This window comes from Pseudarthrobacter sp. NPDC055928 (assembly GCF_042270935.1).
Classification (GTDB): Bacteria; Actinomycetota; Actinomycetes; order Actinomycetales; family Micrococcaceae; genus Arthrobacter.
Genome location: NZ_JBHJZH010000021.1, coordinates 1 through 22,237 on the forward strand (window position 1 = coordinate 1; position 22,237 = coordinate 22,237).

Below are 22,237 nucleotides of genomic sequence, written 5' to 3' on the forward strand. Positions count from 1 at the left end.
CGGCGGCACGCGCGTGCCGCCGTCGGCCTCCCTTCGTTGTGTTGGAAAACCAGTCAGAAGGAACCTGTGGTGAACTGCCAGGTTTTGGTGCCCAACTGGTTCCCGGCAAGGTCGCGGATGGCTGCTTCCCCGCCGGAGACTGTCACGGTGTATTTGGTCTTGGCGGCGAGGGCCGCTTGCGGATCAAGGATCCACTGGTTGGTGCTGCCGTTGCGGAAGACCGTCGCGGCAACGACCGCGCCGGTAGTGGCATTCTTCACCGTGAAGGTGGACGTGGTGACGCCTTGAACGGCTTCGCTGAACGTCACGGAAACGTTGTTGGAGCGCCGGACCAGGATGGCGTTGCTGCCGGGGGTGAATCCGGTAACGGTGGGCACCGGCCCGGTGGTGAAAGTCCAGCTGGTGGTGGCCAGCGGGGTGCCGACGGCGTCGCGGATGCCGGTGGTTCCGCCCACCAGCGTCGCCGTGAACTTTGAGTCTGCCGCCAGGTTCGACACGGGGTCAAGGGTGGCAGTCATCGTCGTGGCGTTGTAGGTGATCGTGGATGGGATAAGGGAACCCGCGGCGTTCTTGAGGATGAAAGTTCCGCTGCCCACGCCCTGGACAGCGCCGCTGAAGGTGGCAGTGACGTTGCTGCCCGGAGCCACCGCCGTCGAAGTTGCAGCGGGTGATTTGGCCGTGACTGTTGGAGCAGGAGCCGCCGGGGCAGTAACCACGGGGGCCGGCGCAGGTGAGGGGGTTGGAGCGGGCGCTGTGCCGGCTGAGTACAGCAGGCGGTTTGGCGTGCCGGCGCCGGTCCCGATCACGACGCCGGCAGTCGAGTTGGAGGCCAGCGTCGCCGCAACCTGCGCCGGAGTGAGTGCCGGATTCTGGGCGAGCAGTACCGCCCCCGCTCCCGCAGCGTGGGGCGCTGCCATGGAAGTGCCGGACATCGAGGCGGTTGCGTTGGTGGAGGTGTAGGACGCTGAGGTGATGCCCACCCCGGGCGCGTAGAGGTCGACGCAGGATCCGTAGTTCGAGAAGCTGGCTTGCCGGTCGGCGAAATCGCTGGCGGCGATGGTGACGGCGGCGGGGACACGGGCGGGTGAAGTGCCGCAGGCATCAACGGCGGAGTTACCGGCGGCCACGAAGGCGGCAACGCCGTCGTTAATGACGCTTTGGAGCGCCGCGTCCACGGCCGAGCTGGCGGCACCGCCGAGGCTCATGTTGACCACGGCCGGCGTGCCGGCAGTGTGGTTGCCTGCAATCCAGTCCAGGCCGGCAACCACATCGGAGTTGTACCCGGAACCGTTGCAATCCAGGACCCTGACGGGGACCACAGTCGCGGACTTTGCCACACCGTAAGTGGTCCCTGCCACTGTTCCGGCCACGTGCGTTCCGTGGCCATTGCAGTCCGTGGAGCCGCGGCCGTCGGCCACGGCCGTCCAGCCCGCCGTGATGCGGCCAGCGAACTCGTTATGCGATCCGAGCACGCCGGTGTCCACCACGTAGGCGCTGACCCCGGCGCCCGCCGAGGTCCAGTTGTAGGAGCCCGACAGGGGCAGGGCCCGCTGGTCCACCCGGTCCAGCCCCCAGGGCGCAGGCTGCTGCGTTTCGGAAAGGGTGACCGGAGCGTCCGCCTCCACCGAAACGACGCGCCCTGAACGGGACAGTGCCTCGGCCTGGCCAGGGGTTGCTGTCACGACGGCGCCGCGCACCGCGTGCGAAAACGTCCGGCCCACCCCGAGGCCCTGGGAACGGATGGCCGCAGTCTCGGCGGCGACGTCGGCGTCTGCGGCGTAGCGGACGATGTAGCGGACGCTGGCCTCGTGGGCGGCGGGTGCAACGGCTGCGGCGGGAAGGCCGGGGACGGTCAGTGCGACGGCGGAAACAAGCATCGCTGTGGCGGCGGGCCGGAGCAGGCGTGAAAGTGGAATTTTGGGGTCCTTGCGGGGCGCTGGGGCTTGGTATTGGCGGGCGGGGAAGCCCCGCCCACCACCAGAATAGGAGCCCGCGGCATACCGTTGCCCGGAACTTCGCCGATCCTGCGCCAAGCCTTAATCAGCTGCGCAAACCTGTGGTTTGTCCTGAGGAAAACGCCCCTCGCGCCGGTCAATCCCCAGAGCTGGGTCTCGCCGGTTTCAGTCTTCCGTGGGCGTGGTCCTGCTGGGGTGGTAGGTCCGCCAGCTGTGCTCGGGTTCGAAGCCCAGCAGCCTCCTGGCTTTGCCAATGCCGAGCAGGGTCTCGTGTTCACCCAGTTCCCTGGTCACCGCGACATTCGGGAACACCTCCGCGGCGAGGCTGGCGCTGGAACGGCTCATCACGGTGTCAGCGTTCGCGATGATGAAGGCCTCAAAGCCAGGCGTGCCGTTCTCCAGCGCCCGCGCCACGGCCTGGGCGCCATCACGGCCATCGATGTAGCCCCACAGGTTCCACTTGCGGAGCATGGCGTCGGAATCGAACGACGGGAAGCGTTCGTAGTCCTCGGCATCCATCACGTTGGAGAACCGCAAAGCCACAATGCTCAATTCAGGGTCCCAGCGCGTCAGTTCGATGGCCATCTGCTCTTCGAGATGCTTCACCAGCGAATACGTGCTCTCCGGGCGGGCGGGGTATTCCTCGTCCACGGGGATGTAGGGCGGGTCGACGTCGAACGGCAGCCCCAACACCGTTTCACTGGAGGCATACACCACCTTCTTGATGCCCGCCCGGCGGGCCGCCTGGAAGACGTTGTAGGTGGAGAGCATGTTGTTCTCGAACGTGGCAGCGTCCGGCAGGATGCCCGGCGCGGGGATGGCACCGAGATGGACGACGGCGTCAAAACCGGTGTGCCTGTCATCCAGTCCCAGCAGCACATCCAGGACCTGGCCATAGTCACGCAGGTCCACAATGGCCAGCCCCGGGCTCCGGTCCCCGGCACGGTCCAGGTTCAGCACCTGGTGCCCGTCCGCTGTGAGCCTGCGGACAACATGCCGCCCCAACTTCCCGCTACCGCCGGTCACTGCAATTCTCATGGGATCTTCCTGTCCTGGGTCGCGAGGAATTTCTCGACGGCGGCGATGGCCGCTTCGGTGATTTCGCCGGGGCTTCCGCTGCCGTCAACGGAGACAACCAGCCCCCGGCCTGCGTAAACGGACACTACCTCATGCGTTTCGCGATGGTACAGATCCAGCCTTCGGCGGAACACATCCACCGTGTCGTCCTTGCGGCCCTGGTCCTGGGCGCGCTTGAGCATCCGCTGTTCCAGTTCGGAGTCGGGCGCCCGGAGTTCGATGACTGCGTCCACGCGCTGGTCGCGGGCCGCCAGCATGTTGTCCAGCTCCGTGACCTGCGGCGCCGTCCGGGGGTAGCCGTCCAGCAGGAAACCATCCTGCACGTCGGCGGCCAGCAAGCGGTCCTTAACCAGAGCGTTGGTCAGGTGGTCGGGAACAAAGAGTCCGTCGTCCAGGTATTTGGAGGCTTCCTTGCCCAGCGGTGTTTCCCGGCTGGCATTGTCACGGAAGATCTCGCCGGTTGAGACGGCAGGGATCTTGAAATGCCGCGCGATGTGCACGGCCTGGGTGCCTTTGCCGGAGCCGGGCGGACCGATGATGAGCAGTCTGGTCATGTTCTACGTCCCTCCGCGGCGCCATCGCCGCTGGTTTCGGGTCCGTCGCCGGCAACGCCAACGCGTGCTTCATTCTGCCCATAAGAGGCAACACAATGCCAGCCTCCGGTAGGCGATCCGGGGCCTGGCTTTGAGTTGAGGGGAGCCTAGCACCAGGCCGGAAGACAACCCGCAACGTTTGAGGTCACACTGGCGGCCGCTGCTTGGACTACAGGCCGAGTGCTCTGTATTACTCGCAAAACGCAGGATTATTTCAGCGGAAGCCTCAGGTCCGCGGGACCTCACAAATTCCTTGTAACTTCAAGCCAACAAGCCGGAGCCTGGCTTGCGGGGTCACATTCGGGCACATACCCAAGGACTGCCTGCCAGGGCGGTGCGCAGGCCCAAGGTGACGTTTTCAGGGGCCGGAGCGTGTATATACTTCTGGATATCGGTTTAGCAGCAGGCCGTTGGAAAGTTCGTCGATCCAGCGACCCTTACCGCCAGGTCCCCTTGAGGGTTGGCGGAACGTTGCCGGCTCGTTTTGACCTGAGCGAATGGCACCAAGAATCGTGGCCAGCGAGTCAACAGCAAAATCCGATACATCCATCACCGAGCACCTCCATGAACTCGTCCTCAACAGCTCCGATGTTGAGGACTTCCTCAACGAGCTCGCCCGCGTGTCCGTACGCGGCCTCTCGGACCTTGACGACGAGGTCTTCTGCACCATCACCCTGCTGCGCGAGCGCAAGACTGCCACGGTTGCCAGCAGCGGGCCGGAGGCCCAGGCCATCGGCCAGATCGAGTACCAGTTCAGCGACAGCCCTGGCATGGCCGCGTCCCTTGAGCAGGCAACCATACACATTCCTGATGTGACCGAGGATGACCGCTGGCCGGATTACGCCGCAGCTGTCCTGGGCCAGGGGGTCCGCTCCGTGCTCTCCCTGCCGTTCGAACTGGAGGGTGAAACAAAAGCCGCCCTGCAGCTGTATTCACGGCGGCCCCACCGGTTCGACGGCCGTGTCCTTGAATTCGCGGCGAACTTCGTCAGCCAGACGTCCCTTGCCCTCCGGCTCGCCGTGCGGTTCGCCCACTACAGCGAGACGGCAAAGAACCTGAGGGCAACGCTGGAATCCCGCACTGTCATCGACATGGCCGTGGGAATCATCATGGCGCAGAACCGCTGCAGCCAGCTGGACGCCTTCGAAATCCTGAAGACTGCCTCCAGCACCCGTAATTCCAAGCTTCACGATGTGGCGGCGGCCGTGGTCAACTCCTTGGGGCAGGGGCCGGCGCGCACCCACTACGACGGGTAACCCACCAACGGCGGCAGGCCGACGTCGGGCGTTCCGGGGGTTGGTGCCGCAGGCGCCCTGCGTCAGGTGACGGTATCCGCCCCAGGCGGCTTCCCGGCGTCGGATCCTGCCACCACCGCGATGGCTCCCAGGAGCAGCGCGGCATTGGCCCAGAAAATCCCCAGCACGCCAAGGGGCGCCGCAAAGGAGCCGACGGCGATGGGCAGCGTGATCTGCGCCAGCCGGTTGACGGTCATCCTCAGTCCCAGGACTGCACCGTGGCTCGATGATGCGGTCAGCGACACCACCCAGGCCATGGTGAGCGGCTGCGGGATGCCGAGCCCGAGCCCCAGCCCGATCATCACGGCTATGGCGCCCAAAGGGCCCACCAGCGGCAGGGCGGCGAGTGAGAGGACCGCCGCACCAATGGAGGCGATCAGCATCGCCTTGCGTCCGAAGCGCGCGATCAGGCGGGTGAGGCCCACCCTGCTCGCGACCGAGACGGCGGCCCTGAGCGCCAGGAGCATACCCACGACGGCGGCACTGACGTTTTGTTCGGTGGCCCAGACCGGGACGAACGCGTACATCAGGTCCACCGTCACCAGCACCGCCCCGCTGACCACCAGCGAGCGCCACAGTCCTGGAGCCTTCAGGACCCCTGCCACGCTGACGGGTTCAGCCGCTGTTTTACGCCGGCCCTTGCGCAGCCCGGCGTCCGTCCGCCGCAGGAAGAAGTAGGCGGGTGTGGCCAGGGCGCTGAATCCGAGGCACACCAGGAGCCCCAGCGTAGTGTCCGGCGCGGCCCCGTCCCGGATGCCCAGGGAAGCCACGAGCGTGACGGCGGGCGGGCCGATGAGCTGGCCGATCGAAGCGGCGGCGGTCAGCGTGCCGAACGCGCTGTCAGTGGATCCTTCACTGCTGACGTGTGCCACAAATGCCTGCTGGCCCACCATCACCATGAGATGACCCAGGCCGATGAGGGCACTGGCCGCCAGCAGGATGGGAAGCCCCCTGACCGCCAGCATGGTCAGGGTCCCGGCAGCGGCCGTCAGCAGTCCGATAAAGGCCATGGCGGTGCCCCCGAACCTGTCAGCCAGGCGCCCTGCAGGCAGGGCGGTCAGCAGAGCGGGCAGCGCAAAGCTCGAAGCCAGGACGCCCAGGAAAACGGGGTCGGCACCTTCAGCAAGCGCCCGATAGCCGATGATGAGCCGGATACCCACCCAGGCAGCCTGGGCGAGGACTGCCTGCGCGCTGAGTGCTGTCCGCCAGCCGGGGTTCACGCCCGCAGCGGAATTTCGTCCGCCCCGCCCAAGAGGCGGGTCAGATCCTCGATGCTGTCCCTGGCTGCCCGGTACCGGGCCGGGTCCAAGTGGAAGATCGCCAACTGCAGGGCATAGGCCAGGAGAACGGGAATCAGCTGGGTCCGGTACTCGCCGTCGTCACCGCGTCTGGCGGTGATGAGATGGTCCGGGCTGGGGCGGAAGCGGTAGCCCGGCACATCAGAGATCAGGATGCTCTTGCCTCCCCTCCGGGCTGCCTCGGTCACCAGCGCGGCAAGCTGGCGTGGCGCCTCGCGCAGCGCAAAACCAATGAGGGTGCTGTTTTCATCGAAGCTGACGAAGCGCTCGGCCAGGTCTTTCGGTGTTGTCCCCAGCGTTACTGTCGTCAAGCCCAACCGCCGCAGGCGGCGTGCCATCAGGTCACGCGTGGGCTTTTCGTCGTCCCTTGAGAATAGGTAAATCGTCCGTGATCCATGCAGCGTCCTGGCGGCGGCGTCCAAATCGTCCTGCGAAACAAAATGCGGCAGCCGCTTCAGCGCGACGATTTCATCGGCGACGAAAGCGGCCAGGTCGTAGCCTGTGTCCCCGCGCATGATTCCTCCGTGGTGGTCATGGATCTCGGTTTCGTCCTTGCGCAGGTCATTGCGCAGGTCCGGATAGCCGCGGTAGCCCAGCTTCTTTGCCAGCCGCACCACCGTTGATTCGTGGGTCTTGGCCCGGTCCGCAACTTCGGCTGCTGGAATTCCGGACATGTCGTCCCCCATGAGGACGTTCATGACGCGCTCTTCGGAGGCACTGAGCCTGACCGTACTGCTGGCCACTACTGCTTTGAAACTCACTCTGGCTCTCCTTTGAGATTCCTCTACGGAATAACTGTGATGCTTGACACTCTCTCACGAACATGCAATCCTGTGCAAGATTGCAAGTGAGGTTTTGACCCATCCTGCTTTCCCTATTTTCTCCACTTTGCCGCAGAGAGGCGGACAACGAAGATGCAAACCCTCAACGCACCAGTTGCGCTTGAATGGACGGTGGCCGCAGCGGCTGTTGGCGGGGGCCTGACCATGGCAGTGGTGGGCGCCGGCTACGGGCTGACGAACACCTCCGGTGTGGGGGCCGGATTCTTTCCCACGGTGGCTGGGACGCTGATGGCTTTGGCCGGAGTCCTGTGGGCCTTCCAGCTCGTGGCCGCACGCCGGACTTCGGCGCCGGCACACGTCACGGGCGACACCGTAGAATCGCTGCCGCCGCACCACGAGTCAGAATCGGCACTGGTTTCCCTGCTCGATGACGACAACAGCGACGAGCCTGACGCCCCGGATTTCCCGGACCGCCAGGGGTGGGCCCGGGTGGGGATCATCTCAGGAGCAATCCTCCTGGCCGCCCTGCTCCTCCCCTTGCTGGGATACACCATCGTCATGACGCTGATGCTTGGAACCATCCTCTTCTTCGTCAGCAAGCGCAAACTCTGGATGGCCGCCCTGGTGGCCGTTGGGTCCGCGTTGGCTTCACGCCTGGTCTTTGAGGTCTGGCTGGGAACGGCCCTGCCGACCGCCAGCATCGACTTCCTCGCAGGACTGGGGCTGTAGCCGTGGGATTCGATCAGCTCCTCGGTGGCCTGGCTACCGTATTTACGCCCGAACACCTCCTCTTCGCGCTGCTCGGTTGTGTCCTGGGCATGCTGGTGGGTGTGCTCCCCGGCTTCGGCCCGGCTGCCGCCGTGTCACTCCTTATCCCGGTAACCTTCGGCCTGGATGCCACCTCCGCCATCATCATGCTGGCCGCCATCCTCTACGGCGCAGCGTACGGCGGAACCACGACGGCGGTCCTGCTCAGGATTCCCGGTGAGGCATCCTCCATCGCCACCACGCTCGACGGCTACCAGATGGCCAAAAGGGGACGCGGCGGCCCGGCGCTGGTGATTGCGGCGCTCGCCTCGTTCGTGGGCGGCCTGATCGGCGTCATCGGCTTCGTGGTGGTGGCACCCTTCAGCAGGCTCGCCCTGGAATTCGGTGCCCCCGAACTGTTCCTGGTGTCCCTCCTCGGTTTCGCCCTGATCACCAGCTTCGCCGGCAACAACCCGGCCAAGGCCCTGCTCAGCGCGGCAGCCGGCCTGGCGATCGCCACCGTGGGAGTGGACTCCGGCGTCGGCATTGCCCGCTTCACCTTCGACATGCCGGAACTGTTCGACGGCCTCGGACTAGTAGCGATCGTGATGGGCGTCTTTGGCCTCAGCGAAGTCCTCGGCCAGGCCCAGAAGGGCCCATTGGGGGTCCCTTCTCCGCTCAAGGTCGCCAGGCTCCTGCCCACCCGCACGGACCTGCAGCGCTCAGCCTTTCCGTCGCTGCGCGGATCAGTGATCGGCTTCTTCATGGGCCTCCTGCCGGGCTCCCCCGGCGCGGCAACGTCGCTGGCCTCCTACGCCGCCGAAAAGCGGATCTCCAAGCGCAGCAAGGAATTCGGCAAGGGCGCAGTGGAAGGCATCGCCGGGCCGGAGGCGGCGAACAATGCCCTGGCCGTCTCGTCCATGATCCCGTTGTTCACCCTGGGCATCCCCACCTCCGCCACCGTGGCCATCATGGCCGGCGCGTTCACCATGAACGGCCTCATCCCCGGACCCCTGCTGTTCCGTGACAACCCCGACGTTGCGTGGGCCATCATCGCCAGCCTGATCGTGGGCAACCTGATCCTGCTGGTCCTGAACGTCCCGCTGGCCCGGGTCTGGATCGCTGTGCTGAAGGTTCCGTTCCATTACCTCATGGCCGCCATCCTGGCGTTTATGTTCCTGGGCACCTACTCCATCAACGGCAGCGCGTTCGACATCCTGATCATGCTGGGCGCCGGCATCCTCGGCTACATTTTCCAGCTGGTCAAAGTACCGCTCACCCCGCTGGTCCTGGGACTCATCCTGGGCCCTCTGCTGGAAGAGAATTTTCAGCGGTCCCTGGCGCTCTCCCGCGGCGACTACAACGTATTCCTGCAAGGCCCCATCAGCCTCACGTTGATCGGCGTGATTGTCCTGGCCATCCTGTTCGGCGCAGTCCGCCCCCTCATTGCTTCAATGCTGAAGAAAAAGACCCCCACCCCCATCGCACCAAAGGAGCTTGCGAAATGAAAAAAATGACCGCACTGACCACCACCGCCCTCGCTGCATCAGTTGCCCTGGCCCTCACAGGCTGCGGCGGCCAGGCCGGCAGCAGCACCACCACTGCCGCCGCGGACTTCCCCAAGGCAGGCTCCACTATCGAGTGGATCGTCCCCTCCGCAGCCGGCGCCGGCAACGACATCCTGGCCCGCATCGTTGCACCGGCCATGCAGGAGGACCTGGGCGCCACCATCAAAGTGGTCAACAAGGAAGGCGGCAGCCAGGTGGTAGGCCTGAACTACGTCGCCCAGTCCAAGGCGGACGGCCTGACTTTCGGAAACACCAACATCCCGTCCATCCTGGGCCGCTACCTGGACCCCAGCAAGAAGGCAGCCTTCGACCGCAGCAGCTTCACCCCGATCGGCTCCTTCGCCACCAACTCGGTAGTGATCGGCGTGAACAAGGACAGCAAGTACAAGACCCTCAAGGAACTGTTCGACGCCGTCAAGGCGGAGCCCGGGAAGATCACCGTGGGCACCGACTCACGCGCCGGTGACGACCACATCAACCTGCGCCTCCTGGAAGACCAGCTGGGCCTGGACTTCAACATCGTGCATTACAACAGCGGAGCGGACAAGGTGGCAGCCATTGTCTCGGGCGAGGTGGACTTCGCGCTGGGCGGCGTGTCCAGCTTCTTCGGCCAGTACAAGTCCGGCGACATCAAGCTCCTGACCGTGATCGAGGACAACCCAAGCCCCTTCGTTCCGGAAGTCCCCACCATGAAGAGCGCCGGCTACGACGTCAAGCCAATGGCCAGCAACTTCGCCCTGTCAGTCCCGTCCAAGACGCCCAAGGAAGTTGTGGCGAAGCTCGAGGCCTCACTGAAGACCGCGGCCGAGACTCCCGCCGTGCAGGAAAAGCTCAAGGGTGCGGCCACGCAGCCTACGTGGGTTCCGGCGGCCGAGGTCAGCAAGATGTGGGAAGAACGCGAAACCCTGATCAAGCCTGTCATCGACGAACTCCTCAAGCAGCAGTAGCCATGGACACGTCCAGAAAGGCCGGCGACACTATGCAGGCACAAGACCCTACTCTCTCCACCGCTGAGCTCGTGCGCCGCCTGGGAGCCATTCCGGCAGCCAACATCGGCGACGCCCAGGAACGCATCGGCGTAGCATCGGCCCTGTCACCCAGTTGGCCTGGCGCCAAGCTCGCCGGGCCCGCATATACGGTGTGGACCCGCCCTGGAGACAACCTTTACATCCACAAGGCCCTCGACGAAGCGCAGCCGGGCGACGTGATCGTGGTCAACGGCGGCGGGGACCAGTCCCGTGCCCTGATCGGGGACATGATCGGGCTTCGTGCCAAGAACCTGGGGCTGGCGGGCTTTGTGATCGACGGCGCCGTCCGGGATGCCGATGCCCTCGCGGACTGCGGCCTGCCGGTCTTCGCCCGCTCGGTCACCCCGGCAGGACCCTACAAGTTCGGCCCCGGCCGGCTGCAGCTCCCGGTGGCGATCGACGGCGTCGTGGTTGCCCCAGGCGACATCATCGTGGCAGATGCTGACGGCGTAGTTGTGGTACGTCGCGAGGAAGCGGAACAGGTTCTGGCGGAGGCAGGGAAAATCGAGGCACGCGAAGCCGCCAAGCGCATCGCTTTCGAGGGCGCCTCCGTCTGACCCGCACTGCCCTCACTTGCCAGAAGGCTGTGGGAACACTGGTAGGTCGGTGTTCCCACAGCCTTCCGGCGCGAACTCGGCGCCATAGCTACACCTGGTCGTAGACGAGCCCGTTTCCCGGCGACGCGCACGCCAGAGGTCCGCTGGTGAGGAGCCAGTCTCCCGCCGGGCATCAGGTGCTGGACGTCCACGCCGTCCAGCAGCACGGCGTGGACGGCGATGAGCCGCCGATGGCACCGCCACCAGACGGTCTCGCTGCACATGATCACCACACTCTCCTGCGAAGCCTGCGTGATCAACCCATCGAGGGCGTCCAGGAACTCCGATGACCTCATATAGGCCGCATACGCACGGAAGGAGTCGTTGCGAAGCGCCACGTCCGGTGAATCGGGGGGAAGTTTCCGGAACCCGCCCAGCCGCTTTTCCCAGCGGTACGCGACTCCCGCGCGGGGCAGCCATTCCGCGAGCAGACACTTGCCGAAATGCGGAAACTTGCGGCTGCCGGGAGCAATCCGGACGTCCACAAGGGCCTGGACTCCTGCACCGGCCAACAGTTCCCCGAATTCATCATGGCTTGCGGTTCCGTGGCCCACCGTCAGCAACCGCGGCACGCCGCCCGCCACGCCCGTGTCCTCCATGGGCCCAGCCTTTCACAGGCTCAGCACCTACTCGGCAAATCGAAGCGCTAGCTTGGCTGCCTGGAAATGATGGATTTGACCGGCGCTGTCTGGATTCCGGTTAACGGCGCATAATTGAATGCACAGGCGGCGATGCCAACGGAGGACACCATGAAGTTTCTCGGAGCACTGATCATTATCTGGCTGATCATCGGAGGAATCGCCGCCTGGCAGCGAGGTTACTTCGGCGGAGCTCCGGGGTCCTGCGCCCAGGTTGGGACGGTGGCCGTGACCATCGTGGCGGGGCCCCTGAACTACATGGGGGTCAACCCGCAGGTTGCGTGCGAGCTGCCCCAGCCATCCCAGTAACCCGGTCCTTGGTGCCGCGTCGGGCGTTCCCTAGAGTAGGGAATGCTTGGCGTGGCCTTTTGGTTGCGCCCTGAACCTGATTCCGAAGCCTCGAAAGGACTGCCACGATGGCATTCGTCACCGTTGGAACCGAGAACAGCACCAATATCGATCTCTACTACGAAGATCACGGGAGCGGACAGCCTGTTGTCCTGATCCATGGCTACCCGCTGGACGGTTCCTCCTGGGAAAAGCAGACGGCCGCCCTCCTGAAGGCAGGCTACCGCGTCATCACCTACGACCGCCGCGGTTTCGGCAAGTCCAGCAAGCCCACCGGAGGCTACGACTACGGCACGTTCGCCGCCGACCTCAATACCATCCTGAACACGCTGGACCTCAACAACGCGGTGCTGGTGGGCTTTTCCATGGGTACCGGCGAAATTGCCCGCTACCTCAGCACCTACGGTTCGGCCCGGGTGGCCAGGGCCGCGTTCCTGGGTTCCCTGGAACCGTTCCTCCTGAAGACGGACGACAACCCCGACGGCGTTCCGCAGGAGGTCTTCGACGGACTCACGGAGGCGGTTACGGCGGACCGCTTCGCGTTCTTCACGGAATTCTTCAAGAACTTCTACAACACCGATACGTTCCTGGGCACGCCGCGACTCAGCCAGGAAGCCCTGACCGCAAGCTGGAACCTTGCCGCCGGAGCAGGAGCCACCGCATCGGTGGCTGCCCAGCCCACCTGGCTCACCGATTTCCGCGCCGACATCCCGCGGATCGATGTTCCCGCCCTGATTGTCCACGGCACGGCGGACAACATCCTGCCGATTGACTCCACCGGGCGCCTGTTTGCCAAGGCCCTGCCCAGCGCCGACTACGTGGAGATCGACGGCGCCCCGCACGGCCTGCTATGGACCCACGCTGCGGAAGTCAACGAAGCCCTGCTCGCGTTCCTTAAGAAGTAAAGGCCGGTTGTAACCAGCACAGCGGAGGGGCCAGGCATCACGCCTGGCCCCTCCGCTGTGCTGTACGGATACCGCCTGGGTCAGGCCCTGGCAGCCTTGCCCGGCAGGGCCAGCTTGAAGACCTTGGCCCAGGACGATCCCACCTGCTTCAGCAGCGGCCCCGTGGTGTACTTCAGGCCGTAGCGCTGGCAGATCTCGCGGACCCGCGGAGCAACCTCGGCGTACCGGTTCGACGGCAGGTCCGGGAAGAGGTGATGCTCGATCTGGTGCGACAGGTTGCCGGTCATGAGGTGCATGAACTTTGAACCGGAGATGTTGGCGGAGCCGATCATCTGGCGGACGTACCAGTCGCCGCGGGTTTCGCCTTCCACCATTTCCTCGGTGAAGGTGTCGGTGCCCTCGGGGAAGTGACCGCAGAAGATGACAGCGTGCGCCCAGACGTTGCGTACGGCGTTGGCGGCCAAGGTGCCGTAGAGGGCTTGCTTGCCGGAGCCGGTGAGCATGGCGACGGCGGGGGTAGCAGCATAGTCCTTGGTGAACTGGGTGATGACCTTGCGGCCCAGGGCCTTGAGGTCCTTGTTCAACGCCTCCTTGGACTTCTTGCCTTCCTTATACTCGGTCAGCTCGAGGTCATAGATGGCAATGCCCCACTCGAAGATGGGCGCCAGGATGGCATTGAACAGCGGGTTGGCCAGGTTGATGGGCTTCCACGGCTGGTTCTCGTCCATGCGCAGGAGGTTGTACCCGACGTCGTTGTCCTTGCCCACCACGTTAGTCCAGCGGTGGTGCAGGTCGTTGTGGGTGTGCTGCCAGGAGCGCGAGGGCGTGACGAAGTCCCATTCCCAGGTGGTGGAGTGGATGTCCGGGTCCCGCATCCAGTCCCACTGGCCGTGCAGGATGTTGTGGCCCAGTTCCATGTTTTCCAGGATCTTGGCGAGGCTCAGGAGCGTAGTGCCCGTAACCCAGGCCGCCTTGTTCTTGCTGACCAGCAGTGCCGCGCGGCCCGAGATCTCCAGCCCGCGCTGGATCTTGATCATGCGACGGATATAGGCGGCGTCTGAGGCGCCGCGCTTGGCCAGGATCTCGTCGCGGATCGCATCGAGTTCACGGCCCAGCTCCGCCACCTGTTCGTCGGACAGGTGGGCTGCGGCGGGCGGACGGACCAACGGGCTGCCGGATTCCGCCAGTGCGCCGGGGCGCGTCTTTGCCGCTCCAGTGGGGGCGGTTTTGGTTTCTGAAACTACTGACATGCGGTATTGCTCCTCAGAGTTCGAGGTTGACGGGTCCGGCGGCTGCCGAGACACACGTTTGGATCAGTTGGCCGGGTTCACCATGGACTTCGTTCGTGCGGAGGTCGCGGACCTGACCGGCAAGGAGCGGGGTCAGGCAGCTGTGGCAGATACCCATGCGGCAGCCGCTGGGCATCAGCACCCCGGCGTCCTCGCCCACATCGAGCAGGGGGGTGTCGCCGTCGGCGTCCACTTCCCGGTCCGACGCTTCAAAGGTGACCAGGCCGCCGTCGTGTCCCAGACCGCCGGCGAAGGTGGTGTTGAACCGTTCAATCATGAGGTTGCCGGGATCGCCGGCAATCGCGACGGCGGTGCCCGGGGCCCCGGCGGTGAGTGCAGCCTGCTTCCAGAGCGCCTCGGCATCGTCCAGGAAGCTGTCCGGACCGCAGGCGTAGGCCGCGCGTTCCTTCCAGTCCGGGCAGAGGTCGTCCAGCTCGGCGGTGGTGGTGAAGTCCAGGCGGCCCTGCTGGCCGGTGAACCAGTGCGCCAGCCGGAAGTTGGGGAACTGGTCTGCCAGCTCGTCGAGTTCCTCGCGGAAGAGGCTGTCCGAGGGGGTGCGGGCCGAGTGGATGAGTACGACGTCGGCATCCCGGCGACGCGGCACCAGCGTACGGATCATGGACATCACCGGGGTGATGCCGCTCCCTGCGGTGACCATCAGCAGCGGGCGCGGGTGCTCCGGCAGAACGAAGTCGCCCTGCGGCGGGGCCAGGAACAGGACGTCGCCGGGCCGGGTGGTGCGTACGAGTGTCCCGGAAACAGCTCCGACGTCGGTGACCGTGATGGCAGGGTCCTTGCCCGCGGGGGCACTGAGGGAATAGGAGCGCCAGTGGCGCACGCCATCCAGCTCAACACCGATGCGGGCCCACTGGCCTGCCAGGTGTGAATGCCAGCCGCGGCCTGGCCGGAAGAAGATCGTTGCCGACTGGGCCGTCTCCTGCACCACGCGTGTAACCACACCGCGGAGCTGCCTCGCGGAGAAGACAGGGTTGAACAGCGCCAGAATATCTTCGGGCGCCAAGGGCGTGGTTAAAACAGAGGCCGCCTGGGCCAGCTGACGTAGCCGGATCATGCGGTCAAGCCTAAAGCGGCGCGAGCCATTTTTCTCTCTCCCGTCACATGACCGTTTCCCGCAGTCACGCTTCTGATGATGGACGCTAAGCCCCCAAGCCGCTACAAGAATAACGGCTGCTGTCGTTGGATGGTTCCATGGGGATTTTAGTAAGGTTACTGATTATTAGCCAATAGGGCTGCCGCGCCAGGGTCCGGGGTCGACGGAGAGGGCCCGCATTCTCAGCGGGCGTCGCGTTCCTGGAATTCCTCATCGAGGTCGAAGTGCCTGAATTCGGTCTCCGGGTTGGGCTCACCCTCGACCACGTACTCGTAGTCCAGCTGGCGCTGGACCTGGCTGTCCAGGACCTGCAGGTCCTGGTCCGGCACCACCGAGAGATCTTCGGGGAAGTCGTCGTCCGGCGACAGGTGGAGTTTGTCAGACATGGGAGCCTCTCTGGGCTGTCAGGATGTCCGGGCTGCAGTGGCCCGCACACTCTCAGGATATTCCCTCCCGGTCAGATCACACAGCCGAATCTGCGCCGGATCAGGAACGGGCCGCGCTCCATCCGATCGCGGGGGCAATATGACGGGCGATATTGCCCAGCATCTTGGCGTTGAAGTCGACGCCGAGCTGGTTGGGGACCGTCACCAGAAGCGTATCCGCGGCCTGGACAGCGGCGTCGGCGGCCAACTGTTGGGCAAGCAGATCAGGGGCACCGGCGTAGGTCTTCCCAAACCTTGCTGTCAGGCCGTCGATGACACCTACTTGGTCCCTGCTGTCGCGAAGGGCGCTGCCCGCAAAATACCTGTTGTCCTCTTCGTCAACGATCGGCAGGATACTGCGGCTGACCGAAACCCGCGGCTGATGGCTATGCCCGGCGGCAGCCCAGGCGTCGCGGAAGAGCTGGATCTGCTCCGCCTGCAGCTGGTCGAAGGGGACGCCGGTGTCTTCGGTCAGCAAAGTGGAGCTCATCAGGTTCATCCCCAGTCCTGCGGCCCACACCGCCGTCTTCCGGCTACCGGCTCCCCACCAGATGCGTTCCGCAAGGCCGGGCGATTGTGGCTGGACGGGCAGCAGTCCCCGCGTTCCGCCGGCGTAACGCGGGTCCGCCTCCGCCACCCCGGCACCGCTGATGGCCTGGCGAAAGAGTTCAGTGTGGCGGCGGGCCATGTCCGCGTCCGTTTCCCCTGGTTCCGGGACGTGACCGAACGCTGCGGCCCCGTTGCGGGCCGGCTCGGGTGAACCGCGGCTGATTCCCAACTGCAGCCGGCCGCCGCTGATCAGGTCCGTCGCGGCGGCTTCCTCGGCCATGTAGAGCGGGTTCTCGTAGCGCATGTCGATCACGCCGGTGCCCAGCTCTAACCGGCTGGTCCGGGCCGCGATGGCCGCCAGGAGCGGGAAGGGGGACGCCTGTTGACGCGCGAAGTGGTGTACCCGGAAGAAGGCGCCGTCGATTCCGAGCTCCTCTGCCGCTACCGCCAGCTCGATGCCCTGGAGCAGGGCATCCCCTGCGCTCCTGGTGCGGGAACCCTGGCCGGGGCCCCAATGGCCGAAGGAGAGGAATCCGATGCGCTGCATGTAGGGGGCAACCACCCGGCACGCGCCCGCATTCCCGGCTGGCATGATGGGGCTGTGAATGTTCCAGCTGAAACCGTCTCGATTGCGAAGACAGTAGTGCTGTTCGCCCTGGCGGCGGCCGCTGAGATCGGCGGCGCGTGGCTGGTGTGGCAATCCGTCCGGGAGGGCAAGGACTGGTGGTGGGCCGGGGCGGGCGTCATTGCCCTGGGCCTTTACGGTTTTGTGGCCACGCTGCAGCCCGATGCCCATTTCGGCCGCATTCTTGCCGCTTACGGCGGTGTCTTTGTAGCTGGCTCCCTTGCCTGGGGAATGATCTTTGACGGTTTCCGGCCTGACCGCTGGGACATTGCCGGCTCCGTCATCTGCCTGCTCGGCGTGGCAGTGATCATGTTTGCCCCGAGGAACGCGGGCTGAGCACCCCTGGCCTCAGGTGACGGACATGCCCCAGGCAGCCGGATCCGGCGGATCAGCCCCGGCCAAAGGCTAAACTGTCCCCGTGTCCACCAAACAGCCACCGCCCGGCGATCCCGCCCCTCCGCAGCGGGGGAAAATCGCCGAACGGCTGCTGCCAGGCGGCACGGAGCCGGATCCCCGCTTCACGCTGGCCAACGAGCGCACGTTCCTGGCCTGGATCAGGACCTCGCTGGCGCTCCTGGCCGGGGGAATCGCCATCGAGGCCTTCACCTCGGACCTGTTCCTCGAACCGGTCCGCAAGGGCCTTGCAATCCTGCTGCTCCTTCTCGGCATGCTGCTGAGCGCCGGTGCCGCGGTGCGCTGGATCAGGGTGGAACGGAGCATGCGCAACAAGACCCCGCTCCCGCTGCCGCTCATCGTGCCGCTGCTGGCCGGCGCTGGGGCGCTGGCCGCCGCCGTCGTCCTCATCTTTATCCTCTGGCGCTGACCCGTGGCCCGCACCAGGGCGGCACCGCCCGGACATGATGATCCGGGCCTCCAGCCTGAGCGGACCACGCTGGCGTGGGGCCGGACCATGATGGCGCTGGTGACTGTGAGCGCTATTTTCCTGCGCTGGCTCCCGCACCACGGGCTCCCCATCCTGCTGCTTTTTGCTGTCTCGGCCGGCGCTGCCGGTGCCATCTACTTCACGCAGCGCCGCCGCTACCGCACCAGCACGCGCGGGATTAGGCAGGAAACCGTCGACGCCGACACATCCGCTGTGCTGTGGACCGCGGCCTCCGCAGTTGCGCTGGGCGGCCTGGGCATCCTGGTGGTACTCGTCACCTAGTCCGCCCCCCGGCGCCGGTTCAGAACATGGGGAGGATGAACCCCGCCAAAAACGCCACTGTGCCGACACCGGTAAGGATCCGCCCCACCACTACGGCAGTCTTCCCGGCCGCTTCCGGTGCGGCGGTCTGCCACTGGGTGGGACGTTTGGGGTGGTAGTAGATGGGAAGGGTGTCGCCCACTGCCATGTCCTTGATGTCGTGCGGGGACATGGGCGCATGATGGATCCGGTACTTGTGGTCAAACCACCGAAAGCCCGTCCCGCTCGCATCTGAATAGACCACGCCCTCGGCGACCACCCACGGGTTCACGAATCGCCGCAGGAACCCGGCATAGACCAGCAGCATCAGCCCGGCAGGCAGGCATAACCAGGTCAGCATTTCCAGGATGGGACCTGCCATTTCGAGCGCAGTTGGCATAGTCAAGATGCTACAGGGAACGGGTTAACGGAATCAGCCGATTGGTTCGGCCATCTGCTCCACCACGTACTGGGCGTCCACGGTGGATCCTGTGACTGGGTCCGTCATTTCCACCCTCCAGCTGCGGGCGAATTGGTTCACCCCGCTGGTCATGGCGACCGTGCCCGAAATGAGTACCGTTCCCGGTTCGTTCAGGCCGCGTTCGGCGAGCACTTCGAGCCAGTAATCAGGGGTCAGCAGGGCTCCCAGGGAACTGTCCTGTATCAGGGTGTCCGGGGTGTCGCCCTCCCCCACCCAGCCCTTCAGCGTGATCTGGTCCAGGTGGCCGCGCACTTCCTCCAGGCGCCATGCCTTACGGCCCAGGACATCCGGGCTGGCGTTCTTGCTCCAGGCAACGCCGTGGACCTCGAGTTCGCGGTCGGTGTGGTCGCAGGCAACCGTCAGCAGCACGCCGTCGTCGGTGATGACCACCGCCCATTCGGCTTCCCCTGACGTCCGGGCATGCTGGACCCGGACTTCCGTGACCTGCTGGGCCAAGTAGGGGGACACTGGGTAGAGGGCCGGAGTTGTTGCAGGTCCCGGCACGCCAAGTTCTGCCAGTTCGGCAATATGGGCCTGCACTTCTTCCTGCTCGCGCCCTGCGTAGCCTGCGTTGAGGAGGTGATTGACCTGTACATCCCGCGTGCTGCCGTCGGGAAGTTCGAAGCTGAGAACCGTCATGGTGGATCCATCCTTTGCGTGTGCTGCGGGGAAAATTTACAAACCGGAAACCGGAAACAGTCGCCTATGTACATCCAGTATGCGTAATGTATACATTTAACGCCAGCGTGACAGGCGTCACCCTGAAATTACTCGTGGAGGACAAACACCATGGCTAGAGTCCCAGTTCCGGTTTCCGGCGCAGCGCCGCATCAGGACAAGCCGATTCATCCCAAGGGCCTGTACAAGGCCTTCGCCGCCAGCCTCACCGGCACCGCACTCGAGTGGTACGACTTCGCCGTCTACTCCGCCGCGGCCGCCGTCGTATTCCCCATCGTTTTCTTCCCGTCCTCGGATCCGCTGACGGGCACCATCCTGGCGTTCTCCACTTATGCGGTGGGCTACGTTTCCCGCCCTGTGGGCGGCATCATCTTCGGCCGGCTCGGAGACCGCATCGGCCGCAAAAAGGTCCTCGTGACCACGCTGATGATCATCGGTGTGGCCACCGTCCTCATCGGTGTCCTGCCCGGATACGGCAGCATCGGCATCACCGCTCCCATCATCCTGGTGCTGCTGCGGTTCGCCCAGGGCGTTGGCGTGGGCGGCGAATGGGGCGGCGCAGTGCTGCTCTCCAGCGAATACGGTGACCCGCACCGCCGTGGTTTCTGGGCCTCGGCCGCGCAGGTCGGCCCACCGGCCGGCAACCTGCTGGCCAACGGCGCCCTGGCGATCCTGACCCTGGCCCTGACCGAGGAGCAGTTCCTCAGCTTCGGCTGGCGGATCGCGTTCCTGGTCTCCGCCGTACTGGTGGGATTCGGCCTCTGGATCCGGCTCAAGCTGGAGGACACCCCCATCTTCAAGGCCATCGAGGCGCACGGCGAACAGCCCAACGCCCCGGTCCGCGAAGTCTTCAGCAAAGAGCTCCGCCCGCTGATCGCCGCCATCCTGTGCCGCGTCGGCCCGGACGTCCTCTACGCGCTCTTTACGGTGTTCACGCTGACGTACGGCATCCAGACCCTCGGCTACGAGCGCAACCAGGTGCTCACCGCAGTCCTGATCGGTTCGGCGTTCCAGCTGTTCATGATCCCCCTGGCCGGCGCCGTGTCCGACCGCTACAACCGCCGCGTGGTCTATGGCACCGCCGCGGTCCTGGGCGCCCTGTGGACGTTCGTCTTCTTCGGGATCCTCGGCGGCGACAACGAGCCGGTGCTGATCATTGGCATCGTGCTGGGACTTATGGCGCACTCCTTTATGTACGGGCCGCAGGCCGCGTTCATCGTGGAGCAGTTCTCGCCGCGACTCCGCTCCACCGGCAGCTCACTTGCCTACACGTTTGCCGGCGTGATCGGCGGCGCCATTGCCCCGCTGATGTTCACGGTGCTGCTGTCCCAGTTCGGCACCTGGATTCCCGTGGCGATTTACGTTGCCGTTGCAGGCGCCGTCACCTTGGTGGGACTGGCCCTGGGCCGGGATTCGAACACCGTGGAGGACGAGGACTACCGGCTCCTGCTGGAAGGCACCGGGGCCGCACCGCAGCCGTCCGGAATCCGCGAAACGGAGTGAGAACCCGGAGTTTTTGTCCAGGGAAGTCGCCCAAAACGCGCCGTGGAAGCCATGTGGACAAGAACTCCTTCAGTTGCGGAGCAGGATGTCCCGCGTGACAGCCAGGTGATGGTCAATGGCTTGCTGGGCCTTCGCGGAATCGCCGGACACCAGGGCATCGAGGATGTCCTGGTGTTCGGCGCATACCTGCTCCCGCCGGCCACCGGTGCGGAACAGCGCGGACACGCCCACCAGGATCTGGCGGACATGCAGCTTGCTGTAAGTGCGGGAGATCAGTTCGTTGCCGGCAGCGTCGATCAACTGCTGGTGGAAGAGGGTGTCCAGCCGGATGAACTCGCGCGCAGCCTCAGGATTCAGTTCATCAGGAAGGGCTGCCTGCTGGTCGAGAGTGTCCTGCATGGTCCGGGCGGGTACCACGCCCTGTTCAATCACCAACCGGGCGGAATGGCTTTCCAGGACACCACGCAGCTCCATGAGTTCGGACATCTCACGGCCGGTCACCGGCGGAACGTAGGCGCCGCGCTGCGGGATCAGTTCCACCAGGCCGTCGGAGACGAGCAGCAGGAGGGCCTCACGCACAGGGGTCCGCGAAACGCCGATTTCGGCGGCAAGCTCCTGTTCGTTCAGGAACCGGCCCTGCATGTCCGGATCGGTCAGGATGTTTTCGCGCAGGTACGCGTACGCTTTTTCCCGGCCAGAGGCCGCCGTTCCCGACATTTTTCGCATACATTATGTATACAACAGAATGGAGTAATTTCATGCGTTTAGCAGTGGCCCAAATCATCACCGGAGCCGATCTGGCCGCCAACCTGGAACTGATCCGAGAATACGCCACCCGCGCAAAAGCAGCCGGGGCGGAACTCGTGGTGTTCCCGGAAGCCGCCATGCGCGCCTTCGGCCACCGGCTGACGGATATCGCTGAAACGGTCGACGGCGCCTGGGCCGGCAGTGTGCGCAGCCTCGCCAAGGAGTTGGACATCACGGTAGTGGCGGGCATGTTCACTCCAGGGCGGGACGGGCGCGTCCGCAACACCCTGCTGGTTACTGGACCTCATGTGGAAACCTCCTACGACAAGATCCACCTCTTTGACGCATTCGGTTTCGCCGAGTCAGACACCGTGGACGCCGGAACCGGTCCCGTGACCTTTGAGGTGGATGGCACCACCTTCGGCCTCGCCACCTGCTACGACGTCCGCTTCCCCGCCCTGTTCACCGCCAACGCCAAGGCAGGCGCCCAGGTCAACATCGTCTGCGCCTCGTGGGGCGCCGGCGAGGGCAAGGCGGAGCAGTGGGACCTTCTGGTCCGGGCCCGGGCCCTGGACAGCACCACCTTTGTGGTGGCCTGCGGCCAGGGTGATCCGGCCAGCGTCGGCATCACCACCGCCGGCAATGCACCCACGGGCATCGGGCACAGTGCCGTCATCTCTCCGTTGGGTTCAGCCTTGGTGGCGCTTGGCGGCGAACCGGAACTCGCCGTCGTCGACATTGACCCGTCCGTCGTTGCCGAGGTCCGCGGAAAACTGCCCGTCCTGGAGAACGCCCGGTCCTTCTAGGGCGTGCGGG

At 65.2% G+C, this 22,237-nt stretch carries 26 protein-coding genes and 1 pseudogene; 14 read left to right on the forward strand and 13 right to left on the reverse strand.

The genetic code is table 11. The annotated features are described in order from the left end of the window. Window positions 1–53 precede the first annotated feature (53 nt). The 3 genes from ACFC25_RS20175 to ACFC25_RS20185 form a co-directional block, all read right to left on the reverse strand. Window positions 54–1,877 carry a S8 family serine peptidase gene (locus ACFC25_RS20175; RefSeq protein WP_376048456.1) on the reverse strand — a complete coding sequence of 608 codons (1,824 nt, stop codon included), beginning with the start codon at window positions 1,875–1,877 and terminating at the stop codon, window positions 54–56. Between the two features lie 243 nt (window positions 1,878–2,120). Then, window positions 2,121–2,993: an NAD-dependent epimerase/dehydratase family protein gene (locus ACFC25_RS20180; protein WP_376048459.1), complete on the reverse strand. Its 873-nt coding sequence runs from the start codon at window positions 2,991–2,993 to the stop codon at window positions 2,121–2,123. Continuing rightward, complete coding sequence (locus ACFC25_RS20185; protein ID WP_376048462.1) at window positions 2,990–3,586, reverse strand: adenylate kinase; 597 nt, start codon at window positions 3,584–3,586, stop codon at window positions 2,990–2,992. Before ACFC25_RS20185 ends, ACFC25_RS20180 begins: the two co-directional genes overlap by 4 nt. 551 nt (window positions 3,587–4,137) lie before the next feature. Here ACFC25_RS20185 and ACFC25_RS20190 point away from each other — a divergent pair. After that, complete coding sequence (locus ACFC25_RS20190; RefSeq protein ID WP_337348882.1) at window positions 4,138–4,881, forward strand: GAF and ANTAR domain-containing protein; 744 nt, start codon at window positions 4,138–4,140, stop codon at window positions 4,879–4,881. Window positions 4,882–4,943: 62 nt separating this feature from the next. Here ACFC25_RS20190 and ACFC25_RS20195 read toward each other — a convergent pair whose 3' ends face one another. Together ACFC25_RS20195 and ACFC25_RS20200 are read right to left on the reverse strand one after the other, a co-directional pair. Then, a complete protein-coding gene (locus tag ACFC25_RS20195; protein ID WP_337352288.1) occupies window positions 4,944–6,140 on the reverse strand; it encodes an MFS transporter in 1,197 nt (398 codons plus the stop codon). After that, on the reverse strand, window positions 6,137–6,979 hold the full coding sequence (locus tag ACFC25_RS20200; RefSeq protein ID WP_376048465.1) for a MurR/RpiR family transcriptional regulator: 843 nt from the start codon (window positions 6,977–6,979) through the stop codon (window positions 6,137–6,139). The genes ACFC25_RS20195 and ACFC25_RS20200 overlap by 4 nt, the downstream gene beginning before the upstream one ends. A gap of 153 nt (window positions 6,980–7,132) precedes the next feature. Between ACFC25_RS20200 and ACFC25_RS20205 the strand changes: the two genes are divergently transcribed. From ACFC25_RS20205 to ACFC25_RS20225, 5 genes are all read left to right on the forward strand, one after another. After that, the gene (locus ACFC25_RS20205; protein WP_337348833.1) at window positions 7,133–7,729 is read left to right on the forward strand and encodes a tripartite tricarboxylate transporter TctB family protein; all 597 of its coding nucleotides are present in this window, start codon (window positions 7,133–7,135) and stop codon (window positions 7,727–7,729) included. Window positions 7,730–7,731: 2 nt separating this feature from the next. Continuing rightward, on the forward strand, window positions 7,732–9,255 hold the full coding sequence (locus ACFC25_RS20210; protein WP_337348832.1) for a tripartite tricarboxylate transporter permease: 1,524 nt from the start codon (window positions 7,732–7,734) through the stop codon (window positions 9,253–9,255). Continuing rightward, window positions 9,252–10,262, forward strand: coding sequence for a tripartite tricarboxylate transporter substrate binding protein (locus ACFC25_RS20215; RefSeq protein WP_337352286.1), 1,011 nt, complete (start codon window positions 9,252–9,254; stop codon window positions 10,260–10,262). Before ACFC25_RS20210 ends, ACFC25_RS20215 begins: the two co-directional genes overlap by 4 nt. A gap of 2 nt (window positions 10,263–10,264) precedes the next feature. After that, window positions 10,265–10,900 carry a methyltransferase gene (locus ACFC25_RS20220; RefSeq protein ID WP_376048469.1) on the forward strand — a complete coding sequence of 212 codons (636 nt, stop codon included), beginning with the start codon at window positions 10,265–10,267 and terminating at the stop codon, window positions 10,898–10,900. A gap of 146 nt (window positions 10,901–11,046) precedes the next feature. Continuing rightward, complete coding sequence (locus tag ACFC25_RS20225; protein WP_376048572.1) at window positions 11,047–11,229, forward strand: hypothetical protein; 183 nt, start codon at window positions 11,047–11,049, stop codon at window positions 11,227–11,229. On the opposite strand, the pseudogene ACFC25_RS20230 reads toward ACFC25_RS20225, so the two are convergent. Beyond that, a pseudogene (locus tag ACFC25_RS20230) lies at window positions 11,176–11,424 on the reverse strand (DUF488 family protein); the annotation flags it as partial. The gene ACFC25_RS20225 and the pseudogene ACFC25_RS20230 overlap by 54 nt on opposite strands. Between ACFC25_RS20230 and ACFC25_RS20235 the strand changes: the two are divergent. The 3 genes from ACFC25_RS20235 to ACFC25_RS20245 all read left to right on the forward strand — a co-directional run bounded on the left by ACFC25_RS20235 (window position 11,383) and on the right by ACFC25_RS20245 (window position 12,830). Further along, on the forward strand, window positions 11,383–11,589 hold the full coding sequence (locus tag ACFC25_RS20235; protein WP_376048575.1) for a hypothetical protein: 207 nt from the start codon (window positions 11,383–11,385) through the stop codon (window positions 11,587–11,589). The pseudogene ACFC25_RS20230 and the gene ACFC25_RS20235 sit on opposite strands and share 42 nt — an antisense overlap. A gap of 99 nt (window positions 11,590–11,688) precedes the next feature. Then, a complete protein-coding gene (locus ACFC25_RS20240; RefSeq protein WP_337348829.1) occupies window positions 11,689–11,886 on the forward strand; it encodes a hypothetical protein in 198 nt (65 codons plus the stop codon). Between the two features lie 107 nt (window positions 11,887–11,993). Further along, window positions 11,994–12,830 carry an alpha/beta fold hydrolase gene (locus ACFC25_RS20245; protein ID WP_376048472.1) on the forward strand — a complete coding sequence of 279 codons (837 nt, stop codon included), beginning with the start codon at window positions 11,994–11,996 and terminating at the stop codon, window positions 12,828–12,830. A gap of 80 nt (window positions 12,831–12,910) precedes the next feature. On the opposite strand, the gene ACFC25_RS20250 is transcribed toward ACFC25_RS20245, so the two are convergent. The 4 genes from ACFC25_RS20250 to ACFC25_RS20265 all read right to left on the reverse strand — a co-directional run bounded on the left by ACFC25_RS20250 (window position 12,911) and on the right by ACFC25_RS20265 (window position 16,751). Then, complete coding sequence (locus tag ACFC25_RS20250; protein WP_337348827.1) at window positions 12,911–14,080, reverse strand: acyl-CoA desaturase; 1,170 nt, start codon at window positions 14,078–14,080, stop codon at window positions 12,911–12,913. 13 nt (window positions 14,081–14,093) lie between these two features. Beyond that, window positions 14,094–15,191, reverse strand: a complete 1,098-nt coding sequence (locus tag ACFC25_RS20255; RefSeq protein WP_337348826.1) for a ferredoxin reductase — start codon at window positions 15,189–15,191, stop codon at window positions 14,094–14,096. Between the two features lie 221 nt (window positions 15,192–15,412). Beyond that, window positions 15,413–15,616 (reverse strand): hypothetical protein, encoded by a 204-nt coding sequence (locus tag ACFC25_RS20260; protein ID WP_337348825.1) that lies wholly within the window; start codon window positions 15,614–15,616, stop codon window positions 15,413–15,415. 100 nt (window positions 15,617–15,716) lie between these two features. Beyond that, window positions 15,717–16,751, reverse strand: coding sequence for an LLM class flavin-dependent oxidoreductase (locus ACFC25_RS20265; RefSeq protein ID WP_337348880.1), 1,035 nt, complete (start codon window positions 16,749–16,751; stop codon window positions 15,717–15,719). Window positions 16,752–16,805: 54 nt separating this feature from the next. On the opposite strand from ACFC25_RS20265, the gene ACFC25_RS20270 reads away from it, so the two are divergent. From ACFC25_RS20270 to ACFC25_RS20280, 3 genes are all read left to right on the forward strand, one after another. After that, complete coding sequence (locus ACFC25_RS20270; protein WP_337352283.1) at window positions 16,806–17,165, forward strand: YnfA family protein; 360 nt, start codon at window positions 16,806–16,808, stop codon at window positions 17,163–17,165. Window positions 17,166–17,247: 82 nt separating this feature from the next. After that, entirely contained in the window at window positions 17,248–17,652 is a 405-nt protein-coding gene (locus tag ACFC25_RS20275; protein ID WP_337348823.1) for a DUF202 domain-containing protein, read from the forward strand. A gap of 3 nt (window positions 17,653–17,655) precedes the next feature. Then, the gene (locus ACFC25_RS20280; protein WP_337348822.1) at window positions 17,656–17,994 is read left to right on the forward strand and encodes a DUF202 domain-containing protein; all 339 of its coding nucleotides are present in this window, start codon (window positions 17,656–17,658) and stop codon (window positions 17,992–17,994) included. A gap of 19 nt (window positions 17,995–18,013) precedes the next feature. Here the strand turns inward: ACFC25_RS20280 and ACFC25_RS20285 are convergent, their stop codons facing one another. Continuing rightward, window positions 18,014–18,412, reverse strand: coding sequence for a DUF3592 domain-containing protein (locus ACFC25_RS20285; RefSeq protein ID WP_337348821.1), 399 nt, complete (start codon window positions 18,410–18,412; stop codon window positions 18,014–18,016). 33 nt (window positions 18,413–18,445) lie between these two features. Beyond that, entirely contained in the window at window positions 18,446–19,132 is a 687-nt protein-coding gene (locus ACFC25_RS20290; protein ID WP_376048479.1) for a DUF2848 domain-containing protein, read from the reverse strand. 150 nt (window positions 19,133–19,282) lie between these two features. Here ACFC25_RS20290 and ACFC25_RS20295 point away from each other — a divergent pair, with 150 nt between their 5' ends. Beyond that, entirely contained in the window at window positions 19,283–20,674 is a 1,392-nt protein-coding gene (locus ACFC25_RS20295; protein ID WP_376048481.1) for an MFS transporter, read from the forward strand. Window positions 20,675–20,743: 69 nt separating this feature from the next. Here ACFC25_RS20295 and ACFC25_RS20300 read toward each other — a convergent pair whose 3' ends face one another. Then, on the reverse strand, window positions 20,744–21,400 hold the full coding sequence (locus tag ACFC25_RS20300) for a GntR family transcriptional regulator (RefSeq protein WP_376048484.1): 657 nt from the start codon (window positions 21,398–21,400) through the stop codon (window positions 20,744–20,746). Between the two features lie 32 nt (window positions 21,401–21,432). Between ACFC25_RS20300 and ACFC25_RS20305 the strand changes: the two genes are divergently transcribed. After that, window positions 21,433–22,227 carry a carbon-nitrogen hydrolase family protein gene (locus ACFC25_RS20305; protein WP_376048486.1) on the forward strand — a complete coding sequence of 265 codons (795 nt, stop codon included), beginning with the start codon at window positions 21,433–21,435 and terminating at the stop codon, window positions 22,225–22,227. Window positions 22,228–22,237: the final 10 nt, after the last annotated feature.